This is a genomic window from Sinomicrobium halophytocola (genome assembly GCF_052983395.1).
The window spans coordinates 421,682-445,983 of record NZ_JBRKIT010000011.1 but is presented as its reverse complement, the minus strand read 5'-3'; the positions used below and the strand labels follow the sequence as shown (position 1 = coordinate 445,983).

The 24,302-nt window shown below is 44.5% G+C and carries 17 protein-coding genes; 15 read left to right on the top strand and 2 right to left on the bottom strand.

Annotated features, from left to right (window positions below; all coding sequences use genetic code 11):
• Window positions 1-27: 27 nt before the first annotated feature.
• The 10 genes from ACVBDY_RS03845 (at window position 28) to ACVBDY_RS03800 (ending at window position 11,258) form a co-directional block, all read left to right on the top strand.
• Window positions 28-888 (top strand): fumarylacetoacetate hydrolase family protein, encoded by an 861-nt coding sequence (locus ACVBDY_RS03845; RefSeq protein WP_447174148.1) that lies wholly within the window; start codon window positions 28-30, stop codon window positions 886-888.
• 89 nt (window positions 889-977) lie between these two features.
• The gene (locus ACVBDY_RS03840; protein WP_447174147.1) at window positions 978-1,802 is read left to right on the top strand and encodes an amidohydrolase family protein; all 825 of its coding nucleotides are present in this window, start codon (window positions 978-980) and stop codon (window positions 1,800-1,802) included.
• A 29-nt stretch (window positions 1,803-1,831) separates the two neighbouring features.
• Window positions 1,832-3,244 (top strand): alpha-L-fucosidase, encoded by a 1,413-nt coding sequence (locus ACVBDY_RS03835; protein WP_447174146.1) that lies wholly within the window; start codon window positions 1,832-1,834, stop codon window positions 3,242-3,244.
• A gap of 15 nt (window positions 3,245-3,259) precedes the next feature.
• Window positions 3,260-5,659 carry a glycoside hydrolase family 95 protein gene (locus ACVBDY_RS03830; protein ID WP_447174145.1) on the top strand — a complete coding sequence of 800 codons (2,400 nt, stop codon included), beginning with the start codon at window positions 3,260-3,262 and terminating at the stop codon, window positions 5,657-5,659.
• 149 nt (window positions 5,660-5,808) lie between these two features.
• Complete coding sequence (locus ACVBDY_RS03825) at window positions 5,809-6,591, top strand: SDR family oxidoreductase (RefSeq protein ID WP_447174144.1); 783 nt, start codon at window positions 5,809-5,811, stop codon at window positions 6,589-6,591.
• 61 nt (window positions 6,592-6,652) lie between these two features.
• Window positions 6,653-7,957 (top strand): L-fucose:H+ symporter permease, encoded by a 1,305-nt coding sequence (gene fucP, locus ACVBDY_RS03820; protein WP_447174143.1) that lies wholly within the window; start codon window positions 6,653-6,655, stop codon window positions 7,955-7,957.
• Between the two features lie 183 nt (window positions 7,958-8,140).
• On the top strand, window positions 8,141-8,482 hold the full coding sequence (locus ACVBDY_RS03815; RefSeq protein ID WP_447174142.1) for an L-rhamnose mutarotase: 342 nt from the start codon (window positions 8,141-8,143) through the stop codon (window positions 8,480-8,482).
• Window positions 8,482-9,210: a (Fe-S)-binding protein gene (locus ACVBDY_RS03810; RefSeq protein WP_447174141.1), complete on the top strand. Its 729-nt coding sequence runs from the start codon at window positions 8,482-8,484 to the stop codon at window positions 9,208-9,210. Before ACVBDY_RS03815 ends, ACVBDY_RS03810 begins: the two co-directional genes overlap by 1 nt.
• A gap of 67 nt (window positions 9,211-9,277) precedes the next feature.
• Entirely contained in the window at window positions 9,278-10,660 is a 1,383-nt protein-coding gene (locus ACVBDY_RS03805; protein WP_447174140.1) for a lactate utilization protein B, read from the top strand.
• 19 nt (window positions 10,661-10,679) lie between these two features.
• A complete protein-coding gene (locus tag ACVBDY_RS03800) occupies window positions 10,680-11,258 on the top strand; it encodes a LutC/YkgG family protein (protein WP_447174139.1) in 579 nt (192 codons plus the stop codon).
• Between the two features lie 83 nt (window positions 11,259-11,341).
• On the opposite strand, the gene ACVBDY_RS03795 is transcribed toward ACVBDY_RS03800, so the two are convergent.
• Window positions 11,342-12,451: a redoxin domain-containing protein gene (locus tag ACVBDY_RS03795; RefSeq protein WP_447174138.1), complete on the bottom strand. Its 1,110-nt coding sequence runs from the start codon at window positions 12,449-12,451 to the stop codon at window positions 11,342-11,344.
• Window positions 12,452-12,643: 192 nt separating this feature from the next.
• On the opposite strand from ACVBDY_RS03795, the gene ACVBDY_RS03790 reads away from it, so the two are divergent.
• From ACVBDY_RS03790 to ACVBDY_RS03775, 4 genes are all read left to right on the top strand, one after another.
• Window positions 12,644-13,540 (top strand): LysR substrate-binding domain-containing protein, encoded by an 897-nt coding sequence (locus ACVBDY_RS03790; protein ID WP_447174137.1) that lies wholly within the window; start codon window positions 12,644-12,646, stop codon window positions 13,538-13,540.
• A gap of 92 nt (window positions 13,541-13,632) precedes the next feature.
• Complete coding sequence (locus ACVBDY_RS03785; protein ID WP_447174372.1) at window positions 13,633-14,601, top strand: YeiH family protein; 969 nt, start codon at window positions 13,633-13,635, stop codon at window positions 14,599-14,601.
• A gap of 264 nt (window positions 14,602-14,865) precedes the next feature.
• On the top strand, window positions 14,866-16,929 hold the full coding sequence (locus ACVBDY_RS03780; protein ID WP_447174136.1) for a cellulase family glycosylhydrolase: 2,064 nt from the start codon (window positions 14,866-14,868) through the stop codon (window positions 16,927-16,929).
• 175 nt (window positions 16,930-17,104) lie between these two features.
• On the top strand, window positions 17,105-17,956 hold the full coding sequence (locus ACVBDY_RS03775) for an alpha/beta hydrolase (RefSeq protein WP_447174135.1): 852 nt from the start codon (window positions 17,105-17,107) through the stop codon (window positions 17,954-17,956).
• Window positions 17,957-17,976: 20 nt separating this feature from the next.
• On the opposite strand, the gene ACVBDY_RS03770 is transcribed toward ACVBDY_RS03775, so the two are convergent.
• Window positions 17,977-20,844, bottom strand: coding sequence for a triple tyrosine motif-containing protein (locus ACVBDY_RS03770; RefSeq protein WP_447174134.1), 2,868 nt, complete (start codon window positions 20,842-20,844; stop codon window positions 17,977-17,979).
• Window positions 20,845-21,202: 358 nt separating this feature from the next.
• Here ACVBDY_RS03770 and ACVBDY_RS03765 point away from each other — a divergent pair, with 358 nt between their 5' ends.
• A complete protein-coding gene (locus tag ACVBDY_RS03765) occupies window positions 21,203-24,295 on the top strand; it encodes a SusC/RagA family TonB-linked outer membrane protein (RefSeq protein WP_447174133.1) in 3,093 nt (1,030 codons plus the stop codon).
• The last annotated feature ends 7 nt before the right edge of the window (window positions 24,296-24,302 follow it).

Below are 24,302 nucleotides of genomic sequence, written 5' to 3'. Positions count from 1 at the left end.
TTACATAAATTCATAAATACACAACGAATGAAACTATTCAGATTTGGCCCTGAAGGCAAAGAAAAACCAGGAATAGAATTGCAAGATGGCAAGCAACTGGATGTAACCGCTTTCGGAGAAGATTATAACGAAGATTTTTTTGAAGGGAATGGTATCGGGCGCCTTGAAGCCTGGCTAAAAGAAAACCAGGATAAATGTCCCGAAGTATCAGCCGGATTCCGTTTTGGCCCTGTGGTAAAGCGGCCTTCCAAACTTGTATGTATAGGTCTTAATTATGCAAAACATGCAGCGGAGAGTGGTATGGATGTACCTAAGGAGCCCGTGGTATTTTTTAAAGCAACTTCCTCTATTGTAGGTCCTAATGATCCCGTAGTAATTCCACGCGGTTCTGAAAAGACCGACTGGGAAGTGGAACTGGCAGTGGTTATCGGTAAAAAAGCCTCTTATGTAACCAAAGAAGAGGCTATGGACTATGTAGCGGGTTATGCGCTACACAACGATTACAGCGAACGTGCCTACCAGTTGGAACGCGGCGGACAATGGGTTAAAGGAAAAAGCTGCGATACTTTTGCTCCCCTGGGGCCATACCTGGTGACTGCAGATGAAAAACTGGACCCGCATAACCTGAACCTGTGGCTGAAGGTCAACGGGGAAATGCTGCAAAATTCCAATACATCCGACTTTATTTTTGATATCCCGACGGTAATAAGTTACCTGAGCGAGTTTATGACCCTGCTCCCGGGCGACGTTATTTCCACGGGCACCCCGGCTGGTGTCGGACTCGGATTTCAACCGCCGCGTTACCTCAAACCCGGAGATGTGGTGGAACTGGGGATAGAAGGTCTCGGATCTTCAAGGCAGGAAGCTGTGGCCTATAAAGCAAAATAAATATTGTAAGAATTAAAAGAAAATCGGGAATTTTTTTCGGTTTTCTATACAAGGGATTAAACAGGCTCTTAAGCAGAAAAACAAGTAGTATGAATATAGATGCCCATCAACATTTCTGGCAGTACGATCCGGAAAAGGATGCGTGGATAGATGAGACCATGGAGACGATACGGCGGGATTTTATGCCGTCGGATCTGCAACCTGTTCTAGAAAATAACGGAATGGATGGCTGTGTAGCCGTACAGGCAAGCCAATCAGAAAAGGAAACAGTATTCCTGCTGGAATGCGCACGACAAAATCCGTTTATAAAAGCCGTGGTGGGCTGGGTAGACCTGCAGGATGTAAATGTAAAAGGAGCGCTTACCGGGTTTTCGGAAGATCCCCGTTTCCGGGGAGTACGGCACGTTGTACAGGGAGAGCCGGACAACTTTATGTTCCGTCCCGATTTCCGCAGGGGAATAGCCGAACTGGAACCACTGGGCCTTACTTACGATATTCTCGTATATGCCCGTCAGTTACCGGCAGCCATAGACCTGGTACGCAAATATCCCAAACAGCATTTCGTACTGGACCATATAGCTAAACCGGAAATTTCCGCCGGACCGGATAAAGAATGGATCGAAAACATTCGCCTTCTTGCCCAAAATGATAACGTGTACTGTAAACTGTCCGGTATGGTCACCGAAACGGCAAACTGGAAATGGCAACAGGGTGATTTTACACCTTTTCTGGAAATCGTTACGGAAGCCTTTGGAACAGATAGACTTATGTACGGGTCGGATTGGCCGGTATGCCTGCTTGCTGCGGAATACGACAAGGTGCTGAAAGTTATACAGGATTTCTATAGCGAAAATGAACTACCAAAAATCATGGGGCAAAATGCCATAGGATTTTATGGTATTCCCGAAGGATAAAATACTATTAACAACCAAACCCAATACTTATGAAAACCTTACAATTTGCAGTATTAGCCGCTTTACTGACTATAAGCTGCAAGCAAAAACCGAAAACAGAAGAGAAGAAAGCCGAACCAAAGGAGACGGTAAATTATCTGGAAGAATCGAAAGAAGCTTTTGACGAACGCATGGCCTGGTGGCGTGATGCCAGGTTCGGGATGTTTATACATTGGGGGGCATACGCCGTACCGGCAGGCAGATATGAAGGAAAGGAAGTCAATGGTATCGGGGAATGGATTATGTATAATGCCAAAATCCCCATAGATGTATATGAAGGCTATGTAAAGGAATTTAATCCCACAGCTTTTAATGCGGAAGAATGGGTGACCCGCATGAAAAACGCGGGTATGAAATACATGGTGATCACCTCCAAGCATCATGACGGATTTTGCCTGTGGGATTCCGGGGTTACAGACTACGATATAATTGATTTTTCTCCCTATGGCAAAGATATTCTCAAAGCACTTTCCGATGCCTGCAAGGCACAGGGAGTGAAATTCGGTTTATACCATTCTATTATGGACTGGCATCATCCTGATGCCCAGGCCGACACATATGCCGGAGGAGAGCCTTCTGAAAATAATGAAGAACGTTTTGCCGATTACCTGGAGAGCTACCTGAAACCGCAGTTGAAAGAACTGGTTGATAATTACGATCCGGCGATCCTTTGGTTTGACGGGGAATGGGAAAAAGAATTCACACACGAACAAGGGCAGGAACTTTACCAGTATGTACGCGAGCTGAACCCCAATATTATTATCAATAATCGTGTGGATAAAGGGAGAAAAGGAATGCAGGGGATGAACAAGGACGATAGTGATTACGCGGGAGATTTCGGCACCCCCGAACAGGAAATCCTCGACGGTACTTCTGATCTGGACTGGGAATCGTGTATGACCATGAACGATACCTGGGGATATAAAACTGATGATCAGAACTGGAAGTCTTCGAAAGAACTGATCCGCAATCTGGTTGATGCGGCAGCCAAAGGAGGAAATTACCTGCTGAATATAGGGCCGGATGCCAAGGGGAACATCCCGGAAGCCAGTCTGGAAAGACTTGCAGACGTGGGAACATGGATGAAAGTTAACGGAGAAGCCGTGTACGGTACGGAAAGCCCGGAATCCGGATATAAAGAAGGAGAGAACATACGTTTCACCAGGAAAAAGGATACACCTTTTTATTACGCCGTTACTTTTGAAAAACCCGGAAAAACTTTTCATGTGGAAAAACTGAGACCGGAAGAAGGCTCGGAAGTGGTTCTGCTCGGTTATGAACAACCTTTGGAATGGAACTACAGTGCAGAATCAGGATTAACAATCTCAGTTCCGGCGGAAGCGCTACAAGCAACCGGGGATACACAAGCGTGGACATTCAAAATAAAAGCGGTAACGGAGTAATCCCCTTTTTTACACATGAAAAAAATAAAATACATACAAGTATTGGCATACGCCGTTTTAGGTGTGGCTCTTTTTTCCTGTAACCGGAAAGCAGATACGAAAGATATTGTAGAGGCAAAATCACAAAAAACAGATGAATTCTGGTACCGTCAGCCTGCAAAAGAATGGATGGAAGCGCTTCCTGTGGGAAACGGACGTTTCGGCGCTATGGTCTTCGGTGATCCGTCACACGAAAGGATTCAGTTAAACGAAGATTCTATGTGGCCGGGTGGCCCTGATCTCGGAGATTCAAAAGGTACGGTAGAAGACCTGGAATACCTTCGGAAACTTTTAAAAGAAGGGAAGACCCATGAAGCGGATAAAGAGATCGTAGAACGTTTTTCCTATAAAACGATCACCAAATCGCATCAGACTATGGGCGATTTGTATATAGATTTCGAAGGAGATAAAAACATAGAGAATTACAGACGTTCCCTAAGTCTGGACAATGCCCTGGTTTCGGTGGAATACACGGCAGACGGAAATATGTATACGGAAAAAGTATTTACTTCCGCTGCAGACGATGTTCTGGTTATCGAACTTACGACCACGGCAGAAAAAGGAATGGACCTTAGCCTGAAACTGGATCGTCCCGAAGATCACGGACATCCTACCGTATCCGTCTCTCCTTTGTCATCCGAAGAACTTAGTATGAAAGGGACTGTAACACAATACGGGGGTGCAGTGGGGTCCGAACCGCATCCTATGGACTACGGGGTTAATTTTGAAACGAGGCTCCGGGTAAAACACGAATCGGGAACTGTTACGGGAGAGAAAGGAACATTGCGGCTGGAAAACGTTAAAAAGGTCACCCTTCTCCTTGCCGGGGCCACATCTTTTTATCATGACGATTACGAAGGACAAAATACCAGGACACTTGATGCTGTTCAGGACAAGACTTTTGAAGAATTGCTGGAATCACATAAAACCGATTATCGGAATTTCTATGACCGCGTAACCCTGGACCTGGGGGTGGGGGGAAATGAATTGGATTCTTTGCCCACGGATAAAAGACTGGCCAGGATCAAAGAAGGGAATGACGATCTGGACCTTATGGCAAAACTGTTCCAGTACGGAAGATACCTGCTTATTTCTTCTTCCCGTCCGGGGACAAATCCGGCTAACTTACAAGGCATATGGAATGAGCATATCGAAGCTCCCTGGAATGCGGATTATCATCTGAATATAAACCTCCAGATGAATTACTGGCCTGCCGAGGTCACTAATTTAAGTGAATTGCACCAACCGTTATTTGATTTTGGTGACAGGTTGATTGAGCGTGGTAAAATTACTGCTAAAGAACAGTACGGTATAGACAGGGGTGCGGTAGTACACCATGCCACAGATTTATGGGCGCCCGCATGGATGCGCGCGGAAAAACCTTACTGGGGGTCCTGGATACACGGAGGAGGATGGCTGGTACAACACTATTGGGAACATTACCGGTTTACAAGAGATACCGCTTTCCTACGCGACCGGGCTTATCCGGCCTTAAAAGCTTTTGCAGGATTTTACCTGGATTGGTTAGTACAGGATGAAAACGGCAAGTGGATATCCGTACCGGAAACCTCCCCGGAAAACTCTTACTTAGCAGATGACGGAAAATCTGCAGCAGTGTCAGCCGGATCGGCGATGGGACATCAGATCATCGGGGAAGTCCTGGAAAATACACTCAGTGCAGCGAAAGATCTCGGGATTGAAGACGAATTTATTGAAGAGGTAAAGCAAAAAAGAAAAGACCTTTTTCCCGGGGTTATTGTAGGCGAGGACGGGAGGATACTGGAATGGAACCATCCGTATGAAGAAGCGGAAAAGGGGCATAGGCATATGTCACACCTCTATGCATTGCACCCGGGAAGCAAGATCACTTCTGCCGATAAAGAAGCGTTTGAGGCGGCAAAAAAGACGATCGGATATCGCCTGGAACACGGTGGCGCGGGAACGGGCTGGAGCAGGGCATGGATGATCAGTTTTAATGCCCGCCTGTTTGATAAGGTTTCGGCAGAAGATAACATCCGAAAATTTTTAGAGATATCCATTGCAGATAATATGTTCGATATGCATCCGCCGTTTCAGATAGACGGAAATTTCGGGTATACCGCCGGTGTCGCCGAGTTGCTGATACAATCTCACGAAGGGTTTATCCGTCTGTTACCTGCCCTTCCAGCAAACTGGCCTGACGGAAAGGTGGAAGGACTCGTGGCGCGGGGGAACATTACAGTGGATATGGAATGGAAGGATAGTAAACTTACCACTCTTGCCCTGTACTCCGAACAAGCCCTGACGTGTAAACTATGGTACGACAGTATAGAAAAAGAAGTCCGGTTGTCGAAAGGTGAAAAAGTAAGATTTGGAGCAGATTTAAGGAAGGAGTAAATTATAGCCGGTAATTTTTGGAAACCGTTTCGTGTAACGGAATAAAACAATATAAAACACAAATGTTAAATCGTTAATAATAGGGCACAGAAATTTTTTTTAAGCTAATTTTAGCCCTTAAATTGTGCCGGAAACAGGAAAATGAAGGTATGAACTTACATTTAGAGCAAAAAGTGATAATAGTAACCGGGGGTGCCAAAGGCATCGGTTACGGAATATGTGAAGTATTGGCAGAAGAAGGAGCTCTCCCGGTTATTGTGGGGAGAAATGAAGAGGACAATGCTAAAGCAGTAAGTTCCATTAGGGGAAGAGGAGGAGAAGCTTATTCCCTCATAGGAGAATTGACTGACCCGGATGCGTGCAAAAATGCCGTTGAAAATGTACTGGCGAAGTTCGGGAGAATAGATGGCCTTGTGAATAATGCCGGGGTTAATGATGGTGTTAGCCTGGAAAACGGCTCGTATGATAGTTTTGTAGCGTCTATCAATAAAAATCTCACCCATTATTATCTCATGGCCCATTATGCGTTACCGGAATTGAAAAAAACAAAAGGTGCTATTGTAAACATAGGTTCGAAAACCTCGCTTACGGGACAAGGAGGTACTTCCGGGTATGCGGCAGCCAATGGAGGGCGCAACGCACTTACCAGGGAATGGGCGGTGGAATTACTTCCTTATGGCATACGTGTCAATGCTGTGATCGTGTCCGAATGTTATACACCGTTGTATGAAAAATGGATAAAAACATTTCCGGATCCGGAGGAGAAATTAAGTGCCATTACAGAAAAAATCCCGTTGGAAAACCGGATGACCACCGCAGAGGAAATAGCCAATGCGGTAGCATTTTTGTTATCGGAGAAATCCAGCCACACTACCGGACAACTCGTATTCGTAGATGGAGGATATGTACACCTGGACCGCGCTTTAACCTGAGAAATAATCAACCCACAGCTATACCCAAGATCAATCAGTTTAATTTAAAACCCATACTATAGTGAAGAAAGACACATTACCCCCTGTGGTTTCAAGGAAAAACCTTATTCCTTTTATTTTAGTTACTTCCTTATTTGCCCTTTGGGGTTTTGCCAATGCAGTCACGGACCCTATGGTACAGGCATTTAAAAAAGTCCTGGAACTCAGTAACTCCCAGGCGGCATGGGTACAGATGGCATTTTACGGCGGTTATTTTTGCATGGCGCTGCCCGCAGCGTTATTTGTGAGAAAATATTCGTATAAGACCGGGGTGCTTATAGGGCTGGCCCTGTATGCCGGAGGGGCCTTACTGTTCTACCCGGCAGCAATTACGGAGAAATTCTGGTTTTTCTGTCTTGGTCTTTATATCCTTACTTTCGGACTCGCATTCCTGGAAACAACTGCAAATCCTTATATCCTTGCGATGGGTGACATCAGGACTGCAACGCAAAGATTGAACCTGGCCCAGGCTTTCAATCCGCTTGGTCTGGTGATGGGACTATTGGTGGCACAGCAGTTTGTATTGCGAAAACTGCAGTCGGTAGATGTAGAGGATTTCGGAGCCCTGGACGAAGCTACCAAAGTAATGATACGTACTTCCGACCTTATGGTGATACGTGACCCCTATGTGGGACTCGGATTGGTGATTATAGCCGTATTCGTACTGATCATAGTGAGCAAAATGCCACAGGTGAGGGACGAGGGAGGTATTCCGGGACTTGCAGACACATTCTCCGGACTTTTCAAAAATAAAAAATATACACTTGGGGTATTGGCCCAGGTACTCTATGTAGGCGCGCAGATCATGTGCTGGACCTATATATACCAGTATGCCGAAGCCATAGGTGTAAGTAGCGATGATGCGGCCTATTATCAATTTATAGCCTTTATCCTTTTCCTGGTAGGAAGAGTTATAGGCACCTACATGCTGCGTTTTATGAGTTCAGGAAAACTACTGATGCTGTTTGCATTTATGGGTATTGCTTTTTCAGTAGGTACGATCTGGATAGACGGTATTTTCGGTCTTTACTCCATAGTAGGTATATCTTTCGCCATGTCTCTCATGTTCCCTACGATCTACGGGATCGCATTGGAAGGACTTAGTGAAGAAGAATCTAAAATAGGAGCCGCAGGTCTGGTAATGGCTATAGTAGGAGGAGCTTTAATGCCCCAGTTACAGGCACTTATTATAGATATAGGAGGTGCCGGTGTGGCAGACATTACTATAGCAGGGGTGTCTGAGGTGAATTTTTCATTTATACTCCCTTTACTGTGCTTTGTGTACATAAGTGCCTATGGTAAATGGGTACATAATAAAGTGTATTAAAGATATTTGTCAGATACACTCTGATAAGTTGCAAAAGTGTTCGGGGGAAACAATTTGTAAAAAGAAGCAGACGATATAAACCGATATCGTCACGGATAAATTTATTAAATATAGAAGCAACATCCGGATATTGTATAATAGAAAACGGAAATATAAATCATGAGGAATCCCGAACTGTAAAAAATGAAACGGTATTGTTTAGCTTTAGATTTGAAAGAAGATGAAGGGCTTATAGCCGAATATGAAGCCCATCACGAGAAAGTTTGGCCTGAGGTGCTGAAGAAGATATGCGAAAGCGGGGTAATAGATATGGAAATATATCGCATAAAAAACCGACTGTTTATGATCATGGAGACGGATGATGATTTCAGTTTTAAGCAGAAAGAACTACTGGATGCTTCCAACGAAAGGGTTCAGCAATGGGAAAAACTCATGTGGAATTACCAGCAGGAAATCCCGGGGAGCAAGCCGGGTGAAAAATGGCGCCTGATGGACAAGATATTCGATTTTAAAACAGCATTATAATGACTGTAGGACTATTTGTACCATGTTATATAGACCAGTTATACCCGAAAGTAGGGAAAGATACCCTGGAAATCCTGGAAAAGGCCGGCTGCAATGTTATTTTTTTACAGGACCCTCTCTGTTGCGGGCAACCTATGGCCAATAGCGGGTATGAAAAAATGACCAGCGGTTTCGAAAAGCCTTTCCTGAAGGCACTTCCCGAAGTGGATTATCTGGTGACACCTTCGGCCAGTTGCTCCTATCACCTGTCCCATCATCTATTAAAATCCCTTGTAAGTCCGGAAGAACTGGCAAAGGTGAAAGAACTTACCGAATTCCTTCACGATATTGTAGGTGTTGATAAACTGAAAGCCTCATTTCCGTATAAAGTTGGTTTGCATCTGTCATGCCACGGATTAAGAGGATTAGACTTGGGGACGCCTTCGGAATTGAAGATGTCCTATTATTCCAAGATAGAAAAAGTACTTTCCGCCGTGGAAGGTCTGGATCTCGTAGTTCCGCCCAGGGCCGACGAATGCTGCGGGTTCGGGGGGAGTTTTGCTGTATTCGAATCTGCCGTATCCGTAAAGATGGGAAGCGATAAAATGAATGGAATGTCAGAAGCGGGAGTAGAGTATGTCGCAGCGACCGATATGTCCTGCCTCATGCATCTGGAAGGGGTTTTCCGTGCAGGAGACAGTCCCATGCGGGTTATGCACATAGCCGAACTCCTCAATTCGGAAGAATAAAAACAAACCGGACTAAATGATTTCCGGAAAACGGGAATTGCAAGACCAACCGATTAAATGACGAATAATGAAAGGAACACATGCAAACCTGAGCAAAGATTTTATTACCGGGTCCGATAAGACGGATTGGCATAACAATGCCCTGTGGTTCTTAAGGGCCAAACGGGATATTCAACGGGATACCATTGAAGATTGGGAGGAATTGCGTTCTATGGCAGCTGCTATTAAAGACCATACTCTTTCCCGCTTACCGGAATACCTGCAGACTTTTGAAGAAAATGCAGTGAAAAATGGTATGCAGGTGCACTGGGCATGGGATGATAAGGAACTCAGAGAAATAACAGCGAAGATACTTAAGGAAAACAACGCCAGGTCGGTAGTAAAAAGCAAGTCGATGCTCACGGAAGAATGCGGACTGAACCCATACCTGGAAAAAGAAGGCTTTGAAGTGGTAGATACGGACCTCGGGGAGAGAATCGTACAACTCCGTAAAGAACATCCCAGCCATATCGTGGTCCCCGCCATCCACCTGAAAAAAGAAGAGGTGAGCGATACTTTCCATGAAAAAATGAGTACGGAGAAGGGAAACGCAGACCCTGATTACCTGGCATCTGTAGCCCGGGAAGCATTGCGTAAGGATTTTATGAGAGCCGATGCGGCCATTACGGGGGTTAATTTCGGGGTTGCCGAAGCCGGTACGGTAGTAGTCTGCACGAACGAAGGCAATGCCGATATGGGAGTACACAGCAAAAAAACGGTAATACATTGTATGGGAATGGAAAAACTAGTTCCCGGATATGATGAACTGGCCGTTTTTATACGTTTGCTTGCCCGTTCCGCAACCGGGCAACCGGTTACCGTATTTACCTCGCACTATCGGAAACCACGCCCGGAAACTACGGAACATATTATTATTGTGAATAATAAACGTACGGATATTTTTGCCGACCCGGATTTCCGGCAGGCCATGCGGTGCATTCGCTGTGGGGCCTGCATGAACACATGTCCGGTGTACAGGCGTTCAGGAGGACATTCTTATCATCATACTGTTCCCGGCCCTATAGGTAGTGTGTTAGCTCCCTTCTACGGAAAGGAAAAGAACAAGGACCTCCCTTTTGCTTCGACACTCTGCGGGTCGTGTAATAATGTGTGCCCGGTTAAAATTGATCTGGCTGGACTGCTATACCGGTGGAGACAGAAACTGACGGACGAAACTGATCCGGATATATCTAAAAAAATAGGGATGCAAATAGGAAGTAATATACTGATGAGCCGGAAAAAATATGATCTGGCCGGAAGTGTTTTCCGATGGGTGCCCAAAGGAGTTTTACAATCAGGCCTCAACCCGTGGAATACGAATCTGCCGAATGGTAAAAAGGGAAGAGTATTCCCGGAAGTTCCCAAAGAGAGTTTCCGGCAGTGGTACAAGAAAAATCAGGAAGATTCGTAAAACCGGTTAATTTTAGGCTATGAACAGTAAGGAAAGAATATTGAGCAGTTTGAGAAGCGTTGTCGGAGAACCCCTTCCCAGACCGGAAATAGATCTTCAATATAAAACAGGGACACTTGTTGAAGAGTTTGTAAGTGTGGCAGAAGCTTCGGGCACGGAGGTATTTCTTGCAACCGCTGACACGGTGACCGATACTATAGAAAATTGGAGCAAAGGGGACAATATACAGTCTTCTGTTCCCGGATTTCAGGAAAAATATCCCTTGATATTCGATGAACAGTTCCCTTTTGAAAAAGATAAGATGCCCGGAGTATTTATTACTGAAGCGTCGTTTGGAGTTGCAGAGAATGCCGCTTTATGGCTTACGGATACAGAACTGAATTCCCGTTTACTCGCTTTTATTCCAGAAAGGATAGTGGTTCTGCTTAAAGCCGATAGCCTGCTGCCTACGATGCACCAGGCCTATGAAAGGATTGGGGAGAATCCTCCTTTTGGTTTCGGTCTTTTTATGGCAGGGGCTTCGAAAACGGCAGATATAGAGCAGACCTTGGTAAAGGGTGCACAGGGAGCAAAAGAACTGGCTGTCATTTTGTATTAACCGGAAGATTATAAAAAAATAAAGGCTATCTCCTGTAAAAAAGAGACAGCCTTTTATTTTTCAGGTCTTTTCTATACTGAGGTCTACATTTCAAAAAGCTCGGCCAGTTTGGTGTCCAGAGCTTCTCCACGAAGATCTTTAGCTATTATCTTACCTTCCTCATCCAGTATAAAGGTAGCAGGTATGGCTTTTACATTATAAAGCTGAGCAATAGGGTCTTGCCAGAATTTAAGGTTGGAAACATGGTGCCAGGGAAGCTGATCTTCGGCAATGGCCTTTTCCCAGTCTTCTTTCTTTCTGTCCAGAGAAACCCCGATGATACTCAGACCCTCGTCCTTGTATTTTTCGTAAAGTTTGACTACGTGAGGGTTTTCAGCCCTGCAAGGCTTACACCAGGCTGCCCAGAAGTCGATAATGGTTATCTTTCCTTTAGCGTCTTTAAGCGCAAGGACTTCTCCTTCGGGGGTTGGCGCTGAAAAATCCGGTGCCGGGGAACCTATGGACACTTTGGTGAGGTTTTCCACCTGGGTAGCAACCCTTTGTGCTACTGCGGTTTTCTGTACGTCTTCAGACAGGGAAGAGAGTAATTCCTTGATCTCTTCCGGGGTCTGAGAACGGGACATCAGCATTTTTTCCAGTACCAGTGCGGAAATATAAGAATCGGAATGCTCTTCTACGAACTTTACTTCGTATTCTTTCGCTTCTTCCTGTATCTCACTGTATGTATCTTGAAGGGTTGTAATGGTTACGGTATCTCTTTCCTGTGAGGCTTTCATCATTTGCTGGCGGAGAGCGTTAATTCTTTCGCCTATACCACGTGTACCGGAAATAAACTCATAAAAATCGTCATTGGACGGCGATCCTCCCATTTTTGAAAAGTTGATACTGTCTTTGTATGCTTCTATTTCAATATCTCCGTTTTCTACAATAACAGGAATGTTACCTACCTGGTCTATAAGAATAAAGTGAATCTCCGGAGTATCTGCTTTTCCGGAAAAAGTAAATTCCCCGCTCTGTACTTTTGTGGAATCTACATCCACCGGCTGATTGTTTTCATCTGCTTTTTTCATGAACACCTGCTCGCCGTCTTCCACACCGTCTATTTTAACGGTAATTGTGTAGCTGTCTTTATTCTGTTTACCACAGGAAGCAGCAATAAGCGCCATAAAAAATAATACGCCGATCTTTTTCATTAATCTGTAATTTTAAAAGGTTTATGTGCAAAGTTAAACTTTCCCCCCATAAAACGGTGATGTTTAGGATAAAATTAAGTAAAGGGCAGAAATAATGGCAATCACAAAAAAACGTTTTTCCATTCAGGGCAGTATATTCGCAGGACGGGGCGGAAAACCGAGGGAACGGATTTTAATTTATACATTTACATTATGCTTGATTTTCGCTTAAGAGTTTTTCATACGGTCGCCAGGCGACTCAATTTTACCAAAGCCGCCCGCGAACTGTATATTTCGCAACCGGCGGTGACAAAGCATATAAAAGCACTGGAAGTGGAGTACGGTATACGATTGTTTGATCGTAACGGTACAAAGATACAACTGACCTATGCCGGTGAACTACTGTTGCGGAGCACGGAGCAGATCTTCGAGATATACCGTAAACTGGAGACTGACCTGCATGCTTTGTCCGGAAAACATGCCGGTAAGTTGCGAATAGGGGCCAGCACTACCATAGCTAATTATATTCTGCCCCGGGTATTGCCGGCTTTCCGGACAAAATATCCGGATGTGGACATTGAACTTCTCACAGGGAATACGGAACAGGTAGAAAAATTTTTGAGGAATAAGGAAGCAGATCTGGGAGTAACCGAAGGTTTTTCCAAACTCCCCATATTAAAATATACATCATTCATCAAGGATGAAATCGTACTGGTAGGTTCCGTAGATCACCCTGTTGCCGGAAAAGGAATGATTGACCTGAAGGAATTGAAAACGTTACCGCTACTTATGCGCGAACCGGGATCAGGAACCCTCGATGTTATAGCACATGCCCTTGGGGAAGCCCACGTGAAAATCTCCGATCTCAACCTGGTAATGCAGTTGAGCAGTAGCGAAAGTATCAAGGAATACCTGCTGCATTCCGATTGCCTGGCGTTTCTTTCCGTCTATATTATTCTCCATGAATTGCGCAACAATACTTGTAGTATTATAGATGTAAAAGGATTGGAAATAGAACGATATTTTTACTTTGTTCAGCTACAGGGACAAACCGATACCCTTTCGAATCTTTTTATGGATTTTGCCCTCCGTCATAACTACAAGTTATAATACATGCCCATTAGTGATTTCCAGAACTTCTGTAAGATTAGCAATTTTGCAGAGTTAAATCATTTATTATGTTTAGGAAGTCAAAAAGTGAAATGGTCCATCCCGGTAGTTATACGAAACGGTTTTTTGACAAGCACATTAGCATCCGTAAAATTGTTTTTATAACGCTGGTTATACTTTGCCTGTCTTCCCTGATCTCTCCTCCCGTTGCTTTGCTTTTTGGGGTTATGACAGCCTGGTTTATGGGGCATCCGTATATGCATTTAAACAGCAGAGCTTCCCATCTTTTATTGCAGGTATCTGTTGTGGGCCTTGGGTTTGGTATGCAGGCGGACAGTGCTTTAAAAGCGGGTAAGGAAGGTATATTGCTCACTATAATATCCATTTTCGGAACGCTGGTTCTCGGTTTTGTATTGTGCCGGTTGCTTAAAATAGAAAAGAAAACGGCATATCTCGTGGCCATAGGTACCGCCATATGCGGGGGAAGTGCCATAGCCGCAGTAGCACCGGTAATACAGGCAAAAGAAAAACAAATATCCGTCGCGCTCGGAGTTGTATTTATTCTGAATTCCGTGGCATTGTTCGTGTTTCCGGCCATAGGGCATTTGCTCGGGTTGTCACAGGGTTCTTTTGGTTTATGGAGCGCTGTAGCTATCCACGATACCAGTTCTGTGGTAGGCGCAGCTGCAAAATACGGTTCTGAAGCACTGGAGGTGGCCACCACCGTAAAACTGGCCAGAGCTTTGTGGATAGTACCGGTGGCATTGCTTTCGTCCGTAATGTTCGGGGCGGGTAAGGGAAAGGTCCGTATTCCTTATTTTATAGGACTGTTTGTATTGGCTATGTTGTTGAATACCTATGTCTCTTTTGTACGGCATATAAGTCCTTATATCGTGAATATTTCCAAATCAGGACTCACACTTACCCTATTTCTGATCGGATGCGGGCTTACCAGGAAAGTGATAGGCACCGTTGGCGTTAAACTGTTTATTATGGGATGTATACTCTGGCTGGTCATCTCAGCTTTTTCCCTTTTTGGGATTACTTCCTTCGGGAACTGACAAAACATGTTTTATGGCAGGAAGTCTAGGAGTTCTCTTGGAAAAAGATGACAGTGAAGAAGAGAAGATCTGAGCCATGACGTATAAAAGACGTAGTGGAAAATACCGGGAGAAGTAAACAAGACGTGTACGGAGCTGTGTTAGTAATTAAGCTTTGATTGTATTTTTGATAAAATAAAAGCTTTAAAAATGATTTATTAATATTAAAATAATCTTTTTAATGCGATATCTTATAGAGTTATTAACCCGATAAAACAATGTATTATGTCCCCGATTTTACCTTTTAGAATGTACAGGCAGGTACTGAAACTGCTATTCTCCGTATTGTGCCTCTTTTGGAGCATACCTTTGATACATGCGCAATCCTGCTGGCTGGAAGTAAACGGCAAGCAGATTGTCAATGCAACTACCGGGCAGAATGTTGTACTGCGCTCCGTTGGCCTGGGCAACTGGGCATTGCAGGAGGGCTATATGCTGCACCCGCAAAATTGCCAGGGATGCCCTCCCGGGCCACAATGGCAGATGAAAAAAATATATTATGACGAAGGACAGACTCCCGAACAGGTAGAAAACTTTTACCAGCAATGGCGCAATAATTTTATTACGAAAGCCGATATAGATTATATCGCTTCCCTGGGTTTTAACAGTGTACGCCTTCCCATGCATTACGAATTGTTTCTCAGTTCCGCGCAAAGGACTATCCGCAATAATGTCATAAACGATATTAATTACGGCCATGACATTTACAAGGATTCCCTCCGGTTATGGTACGATAATAACCAGCTTTTTAATGATCCGGAACTGGAAGGCTTTCGTATGATTGACAATCTCCTGAGTTGGTGTAAAGATAATGGAATGTACGTTATACTCGATTTGCATGCCGCTCCTGGAGGACAGGGAGCAGATAAGAATATTGCAGATATATTCCACGATAATAATCTTTGGTTGTATCCTGTATTTCAAGATGTAACAGATCGTCTTTGGGACCGGATATCCCAACGCTATATCAACGAACCGGCCATTGCTTTCTATGATCTCATCAACGAACCTAACCAGGTTCCCGGTGGAGGACAGGTCATACACGCGTTATTGCAGCGTCTTATCACTACGGTACGGAATAATGGCGATAATCATATAATTATGGTAGAAGGGAATGGTTGGGGGAATAATTATGATTATATGGAGCCCTCTACATTCTCTCCCAACTGGGGACTGGTATACAATGCGCACAGGTACTGGATAGATGAAGCGGACGACTGGGTTGCCGACCCCAATCCTAACCAGATTAACCGTATGGCAAACCTGGTTAATTTCAGGGATACCCACAACGTCCCGGTATGGGTAGGGGAAACAGGAGAGAATAACAACCAGTGGTTGCGGCAAAACATAGAAAAACTGGATGCGGAAGGAATAGGCTGGTGTCATTGGACATATAAGCGATTTGACGTTGCCGAAAATGCGGCCCTTATGCGGATAGGAGGTAATTATCCGACTGACGGAGCATCGGTTATGGCAGGTGTGCTGGAAAGTGTAAAGTTCGAAAATTGTATTCCCAATACCAATACCATTGCCACAGTGACACAGGACCTGCCCACCCCGGGAACAAGTATTTGCGGTCCCGGAAATTCTCCGGAAGAACCTCCTGTTGGGCAAACCATATGGCTAAGGGGCAATAACGGTAAATATGTGAGTTCTGAAAATGGACAATCCGGCATGACGTGCAACCGCGATTCGGCCGGGGATTGGGAAGTGTTTACTGTCGTAGAGACTACCGATGGTAAAGTGGCCCTTAGAGGGAGCAATAATCAATATATAAGCTCGGAGAACGGGGAATCGACCATGTTATGCAATCGTACATCCATAGGAGGTTGGGAAGCCTTTGAATGGCTGCCTCAATCGGACGGCACTATAGCTTTGCGTGGGGTTAACGGCATGTATGTAAGTTCGGAGAACGGAGAAAATCCTATGTTATGCGACCGCCCTTCTGTCGGAAACTGGGAAAAATTTGAGTTTGGCCTCGTTTCATCCGGTACGGAAGGTATGGGAATACGCATAGAGGCCAATCCCGAAAATACCCGGGAATTTCTGTTAAAGGTTTATCCCAACCCGGTGGCGGATGGAAATCTGTTTATTGGTATGGGGAAAGAGAATGAAGACATCACGGCAAGCCTTTTTACCATAGAAGGCCAGCAGGTGATGACCCGGAAACTCCACGGGGACACTTCATATATGAAGTTGCAGTTACCCGGTACCGTCCGGAAAGGGGTTTATATACTAAAACTGAATACGGCCGACGGAAATTTTTCCAAAAAGATAATGGTGCAGTGATAAGCTAATCTAATATCCTTTAAAAAGTAAGACATACAGGTAGGAAAGATGCTTCCTTTTTATACTTCGGTTTACAGAAGAAGAATTATATTAGCTACTTTAGCGCATGACAAAGACTAGCTACTGTTCCCGGAATGTTCCGGGAACAGTAAAACACCAGATCAAAATAAAAATCATGAAAAATATCCGGCCGGCCGGACTGTTCCGGAATAGTTGTTTTATCCTCCTTTTTGTTTTAGGAGGATTTTCTGCGATCAGCCAGACAACATACAACATAGAACCTGGCGTACTTTATTACCCGGATTCCTCCGGATCTGAAGATGCCTATGTCCGGGAGATGTGTAAACTGGATGTGTATTATCCCGAAAACGAGAAAAACTTCCCTACAGTGATATGGTTTCACGGTGGCGGACTTACCGGGGGAAGCAAAGAGATCCCGGAAGATTTGAAAAATAATGGTTTTGCCGTTATCGGTGCAGGATACAGGCTTTCTCCCAAAGTAAGATCCGTACAATGTATCGAAGACGCTGCTGCCGCAATTGCCTGGGTTTTTAAACATATCGAAGCCTATGGAGGTGACCCTGACCTCATTTTTGTTTCCGGGCATTCCGCAGGGGGATACCTGGCTATGATGACTGCGCTGGATAAACAGTATCTCAATGTTCACGGTATAGATGCTGACAGTATTGCGGAGATCATACCTTTCAGCGGGCAGGCCATTACACATTTTAATATCCGTAAAGAAAACGGTATTAAAGATGTGCAACCTGTAGTAGACCGCTTTGCCCCGTTATGGCATGTACGTCCCGATGCCCCTCCCATGCTGCTGATCACCGGTGACCGGGAGATGGAAATGCTGGGGCGATATGAAGAAAATGCCTACCTGCTGCGGATGATGAAGCTCGCGGGACATGAGAACACGGAACTATATGAACTGGAAGGCTATGGCCATAACATGGTAAAGCCCGCCCTGCCTTTGCTTATCCGTGAAGTGTCTGAACGAACGGCAGAAATAAAAGGAAAGTAGAGAAAACTTCCCTCACCGGTTTATAAGCTATTGAGGAATTCCTGGAAGTTATATTCATGTTGAATACCCAGTTTTTTTCGCACCCTGTACCTTGCCGTTTCCACTCCCCGGACGGAAATATTGAGCAGCGGGGATATTTCCTTGTTGGTAAGGTCCATTTTAATGAATGCGCAAAGCCTCAATTCTCTTTTGGTCAGTTTCGGGTGAAGTTCTTTGAGTCTTTCGAAGAAATTGTGATGCACTTTTTCAAAGTTCACATCAAATACCTCCATGTATTCTTCCCCTATTTTATGCTGGTGTATTTTTTGAAAGATTTCCAGTAGTTTTTGCCGGGAAACCTGCGTCTTAACGAGCCCCTTTAATTCCTTAAGGTCTTCCTGTATTTCGCTGAATATATCTTTTTTGTTCACCAGTTGCATGGTGTAGTTGGCGAGTTCTTTGCTCTTTTCCAGGATGTTTTCTTCCAGGATACTTTTGGCCTGTTGTATTTTTTCCTTGTCCTGGGTAAGTTTCAGGCTTTCTATTTCCAGTTCCAGCAGTTTTTTCGATTTCTGGGCGGCATTACGGGCCTTTTGTCTTTCGTGTCTTATCTTTTGCTGGATGAGTATATAGGCCAGCCATAAAAGACCAATAGCAATTAGTATATAAAGTATACGTGCCACCTTGGTTTGGTACCATTTGGGCGTTATCGTAAAACGATAGGAAGTAATATTCCCCGTATTACCCGCACTATCCCTGCTCCTGACCTTAAAAGTGTACTCTCCCGGTTGTAAATGGGTATATTCCTTAAAAGCCACCGGGCTCCATACCGACCATTCGCTATCCATGTTTTCCAGAATATAACTATACTGAATGTCCCCGGAGGTACCGAGTTCCGGAGCGGCGTATTCAAACCGCAGTATGTTCGTTTCCGCAGGGAGCTCCATACCATTCCTGTAGCCCGTTAGCGGCAATACTTTTTGCTTTTGTGCTTTGTATTGAGATACTTTTGTGATCAGGGTAGGCACCGTTTCTTTGGAACCCTGCCCGAGGCGATAGAGATAGAGCCCGGTAGTAGATCCTATGAGGACTTTATACCCGTCCAAAGGCAGAATACTCTCCATACCCCGGTTGAGATTGCCCTTTATATTCAAGAACAATTCGTTATTCAGTATGGGTTTTTTATCCTTATAATTAAAATAAGCTACTTCATCATCCTGTACCACCCATGCTGTGTCTTTATCTTGCAGGATTTTACGTGTGTTTAGCGATGGATCAAGTATATTGTTGAGAGGAGCGTAAGGTTCGAATGTACCACTCTCCCGATTAAAAGTATATATCCCTGTGTTTGTGGTAAAGACAATTTTGGAATCCCAATAGAAAAGATTGATATTGAAAGGAGATTCAAATCCGTTCTGGTCCGTATAATGATCTATGGCATGGACACGGGTGTAATCGTCATTGATCCTGATCCGGAATACGCCTTTGTAACCATGACAGACCCAGAAAGTATGGTCTTCTCCTGTAGGAAGGATGTCACGTGAAGACTCGTCAAATCCCTTTATTTTTTGATGCATGATGTAAGAGCCTTCTTTTCCGGTTACAGGGAAAATCCCATTGTAGCTACACGCCAGAAAAGTATCGGCTTTATATGGAACAGGGATGATCTTCCATATACCGCTTTCTTCCCCGATTTTCCGCGCTTCCTCGCCCCGAATAAGAAAGAGTCCTTTATCGTGTCCGGCAAAAAGTTGTCCTTTAATGACGTTCAGGGACCATGCCTGTCCCTGAAGTTCCGGGATTTTCCGGAAATGGAAACGCTTTTTTGGCTCTGTAATATCGCAAAAATAGACCCCTTTATTTGTGGCGAGATATACTTTGGAATTATAAATGCATATATCATATATGGAAGACTCGTCAAATATCCGGGTCACAGGTGTTTTAAAACTCATAAAATCAAGACCGTTGTTTAGGGTCACCCAAATGCCCCTATCGGTTTGAAGGAAGCCAAGTATGCTGGAATTCTGGGTTTCCTGGTATACGGGGGAAGTTTCTATAGGTATGCCGTTTTCATTCAGCATACGTATCCCGGAACTGAGCGTACCCAACAGGTATTCCCGCCCTTGCTTTATGGCACAGATTACCTGGTCTGTGTGTCCGGGAGAAAAAGCGCTGCCCGTGACAATTACAACCCCGGTTTTGATGTTTCCTTTATATACCTGCCCGTTTTTGGAGACGAGCAGGAGAATATTTTTATTTCCCGTGGGCAGGATGGCTACAATACTTTCACCCTGGTAGGATTCCGGACGGAATACCAGGTCAAGGCTGGCTTTCTCCGGAGAATAAGCCATAATACCGGACCGGTTGTCCTGGACATAACAAGTTTCCCCGATGACATTGGAATATGTAAATGAATGAAATGCAGGAACGTGGGTTACCCGGTTATTCGTGATGGAAATAAGTTCTTTGAAAGAACGGAAAATAACGGTACTGTTTAGTTCATGCGATTGCCAGATATTCTCAAAATTACGGCCCTTGAGATCCAGTTGGTCTATAAGAGAATTATAACGGTATATCCCGGTAGAATCCTTGCTGACAACTCCAAGTTCATTATACGCCCCGGCGTATATTTTTCCGTTGTTTGTGTACAACAGGCTTCGTACGGAGGAATTGTTTGGTAAGGTAACTTTCTCCCAGTGCTCACCGTCATAAATTAACACCCCGTCATTATTACCGAAATATGTGATACCACTACTGTCACGGCATGCCGTCCAGAATTGCGGGTCGGCCTGGAAATCTGATCTGGAATAGTGTATGGTCCGTGGTTGATTATCCCAGATGTCCGTACCGGGAACTTGACTGTATACTTGTGTGGTAAAGACTAAAAATAATAAAAATAAGATCTTCATATTTTGTCTGTCGATAAAAATGCTAATTAACATTTTTTTATTGAAAAAACGTATAAAAACACAAAAACTTTAATAAATATAAATATTTGTAAATCAAATATTTGCGAGTAATGACGTACTGTGTACGTAACACCATTTTGATTTGATGTAATTCAAGTGTATGTATAAAACACCCCTTAGTTTTATCAAATTATAAATTTACTTCCGGTAAAAATAATAATAAACTAAAAAAACATGTCGGTATTAAAGGTTTTTAACCTGTTCTGACGTGTGAATGACAGCGAAGTACCGGCATAAAACGCCGGAAACAACAATTTCACAATTTCTTAACCAAACCAATTTTGTAACATCTATGAAAATGAAGATCTATTTATGGTTGTGTCTTTCATGTATCACGACATTCGCATCCGCACAAAATCATATCACCGGAACGGTGATCGATGAGGAAGGAGTTCCGTTGCCGGGCGCCAATGTAATGATCCGGAACACAACCCAGGGAACAGTGACCGATTTTGACGGTAAATTCAGCCTGGAGGCTTCTCCGGAAGATGTGCTGCTAATCTCCTATATAGGATATATACAGAAGGAAGTGGCTATAGGCGAACAGACCGAAATTAATGTAGCCTTATCTCCGGATACCGAATCCTTAGACGAAGTAGTGGTAGTGGGGTACGGTACACAGAAGAAAAGTGTCGTTACCGGCGCTATTTCCAGTATAAAGGAATCGGACTTGGAGAATCTGCCTATTACAAGAGTGGAACAGGCTTTACAGGGAAGGACTTCCGGTTTGACCATAGCGGCTAATTCCGGGCAACCCGGTTCGGCTTCGACCATTCGCATCAGGGGTATAACGACCTTCGGCAACAACAATCCGCTGTGGGTAGTGGATGGCGTAGTGGTAGACGCAGGAGGTATAGGATATCTTAACCAGTCCGATATTGCCTCTATCGAAGTTTTAAAAGATGCCGCGTCCCAGGCTATTTATGGTGCGAGGGCCGCGGCCGGGGTTATTCTCGTAACGACCAAACAGGGACGTTCCGGTAAACTCACGGTAAATTATAATGGCTATACCGGTATTTCCGGCCCGGCAAAGAAGTTAAACCTGTTAAATGCTTCCGAGTATGCCACATTGCTCAATGAAGCGGCCGTAAACGGTGGCGGGAGCCCTCAGTTCAACGATCCGGCCTCCCTGGGTAAGGGGACGGACTGGCAATCGGTGATTTTCAACAACAGCGCACAGCGTACAGGACAAGAAGTCAGCCTTAGTGGGGGAAATGAATTTTCTACCTTCTTTGCTTCTTTCGGTTTTCTGGACCAGGAAGGTATTGTTATGCCCGATATATCCCGGTATACCCGGAAAAATATTCGTCTGAACTCTACCCACAAAATAACCAAATCCATTACTTTCGGACAGACAGCAGGATATTCCAGGGAAAAAACATTAGGCATAGGTAATACCAATAGTGAGTTCGGAGGACCATTGAGCTCCGCAATAAATCTCGATCCTATTACCCCGGTGGTGGAAACGGATCCGGCTGTTATAAACAATTCGCCTTATACCAATGAAGGAGTCATAAGAAATGCCGGTGGCCATCCTTACGGTATTTCAGGATTGGTAGGGCAGGAAATGGCCAACCCGCTTGCCTATCAACAGACCCGTTTGGGGAATTATGGCTGGTCCGATAATTTTGTAGGTAATGCTTATGTTGAAATAGAACTTATCCCGGGTTTAAAGGTCAGGAGCACTTTCGGAGGGAAACTTTCCTATTGGGGAGACGAGAGTTTTACACCGGTATTCTTTTTAAATTCTTCTACAACCGAAAAACGCAATAATATAAGTAGGAATACCAGGAAAGGATTTGGCTGGAATATAGAGAATATACTTTCCTATACACGCAGTCTGGGAGATCATAACTTCAGCATTCTTTTAGGACAGGGGGTATATGTAGATAATATTAGTAGTGGCGAAAGCGTAACGTACTACGACATCCCTGTAAACAGCTATAAAGACGCGTCTTTTAACTTTACCGTACCTATAGAAGATATAGATGCCTCCGCCTACGAAAACCCCGAACATCGGGTAACATCGTTATTCTCCCGGGTCAATTACGATTATATGGAAAAGTACATCTTTACCGGAATTGTCCGGAGGGACGGTTCTTCCCGTTTCGGTTCCAATAATAAATACGGGGTATTTCCCTCCTTTTCCCTGGGTTGGGTACTTACCAAAGAGGATTTCTGGAAAGAAAGCAATGTACTCAACCAGTTTAAACTGAGAGGTGGTTACGGGGTTACCGGGAATGACGCCATTGGTGACTTCCGTTACCTGGCAACCATAGGTGATGGCCGCAACTATACCGTAGGTAGTTCGGGTTCCGTAACCGTAGGGAATAGTCCTGACGCACCACCGAACCCCGATCTGAAATGGGAGGAGACCAACCAGACCAATATAGGTTTTGACGCTTACCTGTTTCACGATTTCAGCCTGGTATTTGATCTTTACCGAAAAAAGACCATTGGTATCCTCCAGGATGTCCGTATACCGGGATACATAGGTGCCAACGGTAGTCCCGTAGGCAACGTAGCCGATATGGTAAACCGCGGTTTTGATGTGGAACTCGGATATAATAAGACTATCAATGATTTTGGTATTTCCGTAAACGCCAACTTCTCTTATCTTGAGAATGAAGTAACCTATCTCGGGAATGATATCGAATACTTGTCAGGTGGCGCTACCATTCAGTCCGGTACCTATCCCATTACAAGAACGCAGGTAGGTCAGCCTTACGGATCGTTTTTCGGGTTCCGTACCGATGGTATATTCCAGAGCCGTGAAGAGATCGAAGCCTATACGAACAGTGATGGCGGACTTATTCAACCTAATGCGGCCCCGGGAGATTTCCGATGGAAAGACCTGAATGGTGACGGTACTATTACCGATGAGGACCGGGATTTTCTGGGAAGTTCCATTCCCAAATACAACTTCGGGTTTACGGTTAACCTGAATTATAAAAACTTTGACCTCCTCATATTTGCCCAGGGCGCTGCCGGAAATAAGATATTCCAGGGATTACGGCGACTGGATATAGCCAATGCCAATTACCAGGATGATGCCTTGGGCCGGTGGACAGGACCGGGAACATCCAATAGTTTCCCGAGGTTAACTACGGATGATTCCAATAAGAATTTCAGCAATCCTTCCGATTTTCACCTGGAGAAAGGCGATTACCTGCGATTTAAAACAGTACAACTGGGATATTCGTTACCTACGGACGTAATAAAACGCATTGGCCTGCAAAGATTAAGACTGTATGTCACAGGAGAAAATCTGCTCACCTTTACGGGATACAGCGGCTTCGACCCCGAAATCGGGGGAGGAATATTCGGTATAGACCGGGGGTTTTACCCGCAGGCCATAACCGGTATGGTTGGAGTTAATGTACAATTTTAAAAAACAG

Excerpts from the sequence above, each read along its gene's own strand:
- ACVBDY_RS03790 (WP_447174137.1), top strand. The coding sequence starts at position 12,644 with ATGCTTGATTTTCGCTTAAGAGTTTTTCATACGGTCGCCAGGCGACTC.
- ACVBDY_RS03825 (WP_447174144.1), top strand. The coding sequence starts at position 5,809 with ATGAACTTACATTTAGAGCAAAAAGTGATAATAGTAACCGGGGGTGCC.
- ACVBDY_RS03840 (WP_447174147.1), top strand. The coding sequence starts at position 978 with ATGAATATAGATGCCCATCAACATTTCTGGCAGTACGATCCGGAAAAG.
- ACVBDY_RS03805 (WP_447174140.1), top strand. The coding sequence starts at position 9,278 with ATGAAAGGAACACATGCAAACCTGAGCAAAGATTTTATTACCGGGTCC.
- ACVBDY_RS03845 (WP_447174148.1), top strand. The coding sequence starts at position 28 with ATGAAACTATTCAGATTTGGCCCTGAAGGCAAAGAAAAACCAGGAATA.
- ACVBDY_RS03765 (WP_447174133.1), top strand. The coding sequence starts at position 21,203 with ATGAAGATCTATTTATGGTTGTGTCTTTCATGTATCACGACATTCGCA.
- ACVBDY_RS03810 (WP_447174141.1), top strand. The coding sequence starts at position 8,482 with ATGACTGTAGGACTATTTGTACCATGTTATATAGACCAGTTATACCCG.
- ACVBDY_RS03815 (WP_447174142.1), top strand. The coding sequence starts at position 8,141 with ATGAAACGGTATTGTTTAGCTTTAGATTTGAAAGAAGATGAAGGGCTT.
- ACVBDY_RS03770 (WP_447174134.1), bottom strand. The coding sequence starts at position 20,844 with ATGAAGATCTTATTTTTATTATTTTTAGTCTTTACCACACAAGTATAC.
- ACVBDY_RS03800 (WP_447174139.1), top strand. The coding sequence starts at position 10,680 with ATGAACAGTAAGGAAAGAATATTGAGCAGTTTGAGAAGCGTTGTCGGA.
- ACVBDY_RS03775 (WP_447174135.1), top strand. The coding sequence starts at position 17,105 with ATGAAAAATATCCGGCCGGCCGGACTGTTCCGGAATAGTTGTTTTATC.
- ACVBDY_RS03785 (WP_447174372.1), top strand. The coding sequence starts at position 13,633 with ATGGTCCATCCCGGTAGTTATACGAAACGGTTTTTTGACAAGCACATT.
- ACVBDY_RS03835 (WP_447174146.1), top strand. The coding sequence starts at position 1,832 with ATGAAAACCTTACAATTTGCAGTATTAGCCGCTTTACTGACTATAAGC.
- ACVBDY_RS03795 (WP_447174138.1), bottom strand. The coding sequence starts at position 12,451 with ATGAAAAAGATCGGCGTATTATTTTTTATGGCGCTTATTGCTGCTTCC.
- ACVBDY_RS03780 (WP_447174136.1), top strand. The coding sequence starts at position 14,866 with ATGTCCCCGATTTTACCTTTTAGAATGTACAGGCAGGTACTGAAACTG.
- ACVBDY_RS03830 (WP_447174145.1), top strand. The coding sequence starts at position 3,260 with ATGAAAAAAATAAAATACATACAAGTATTGGCATACGCCGTTTTAGGT.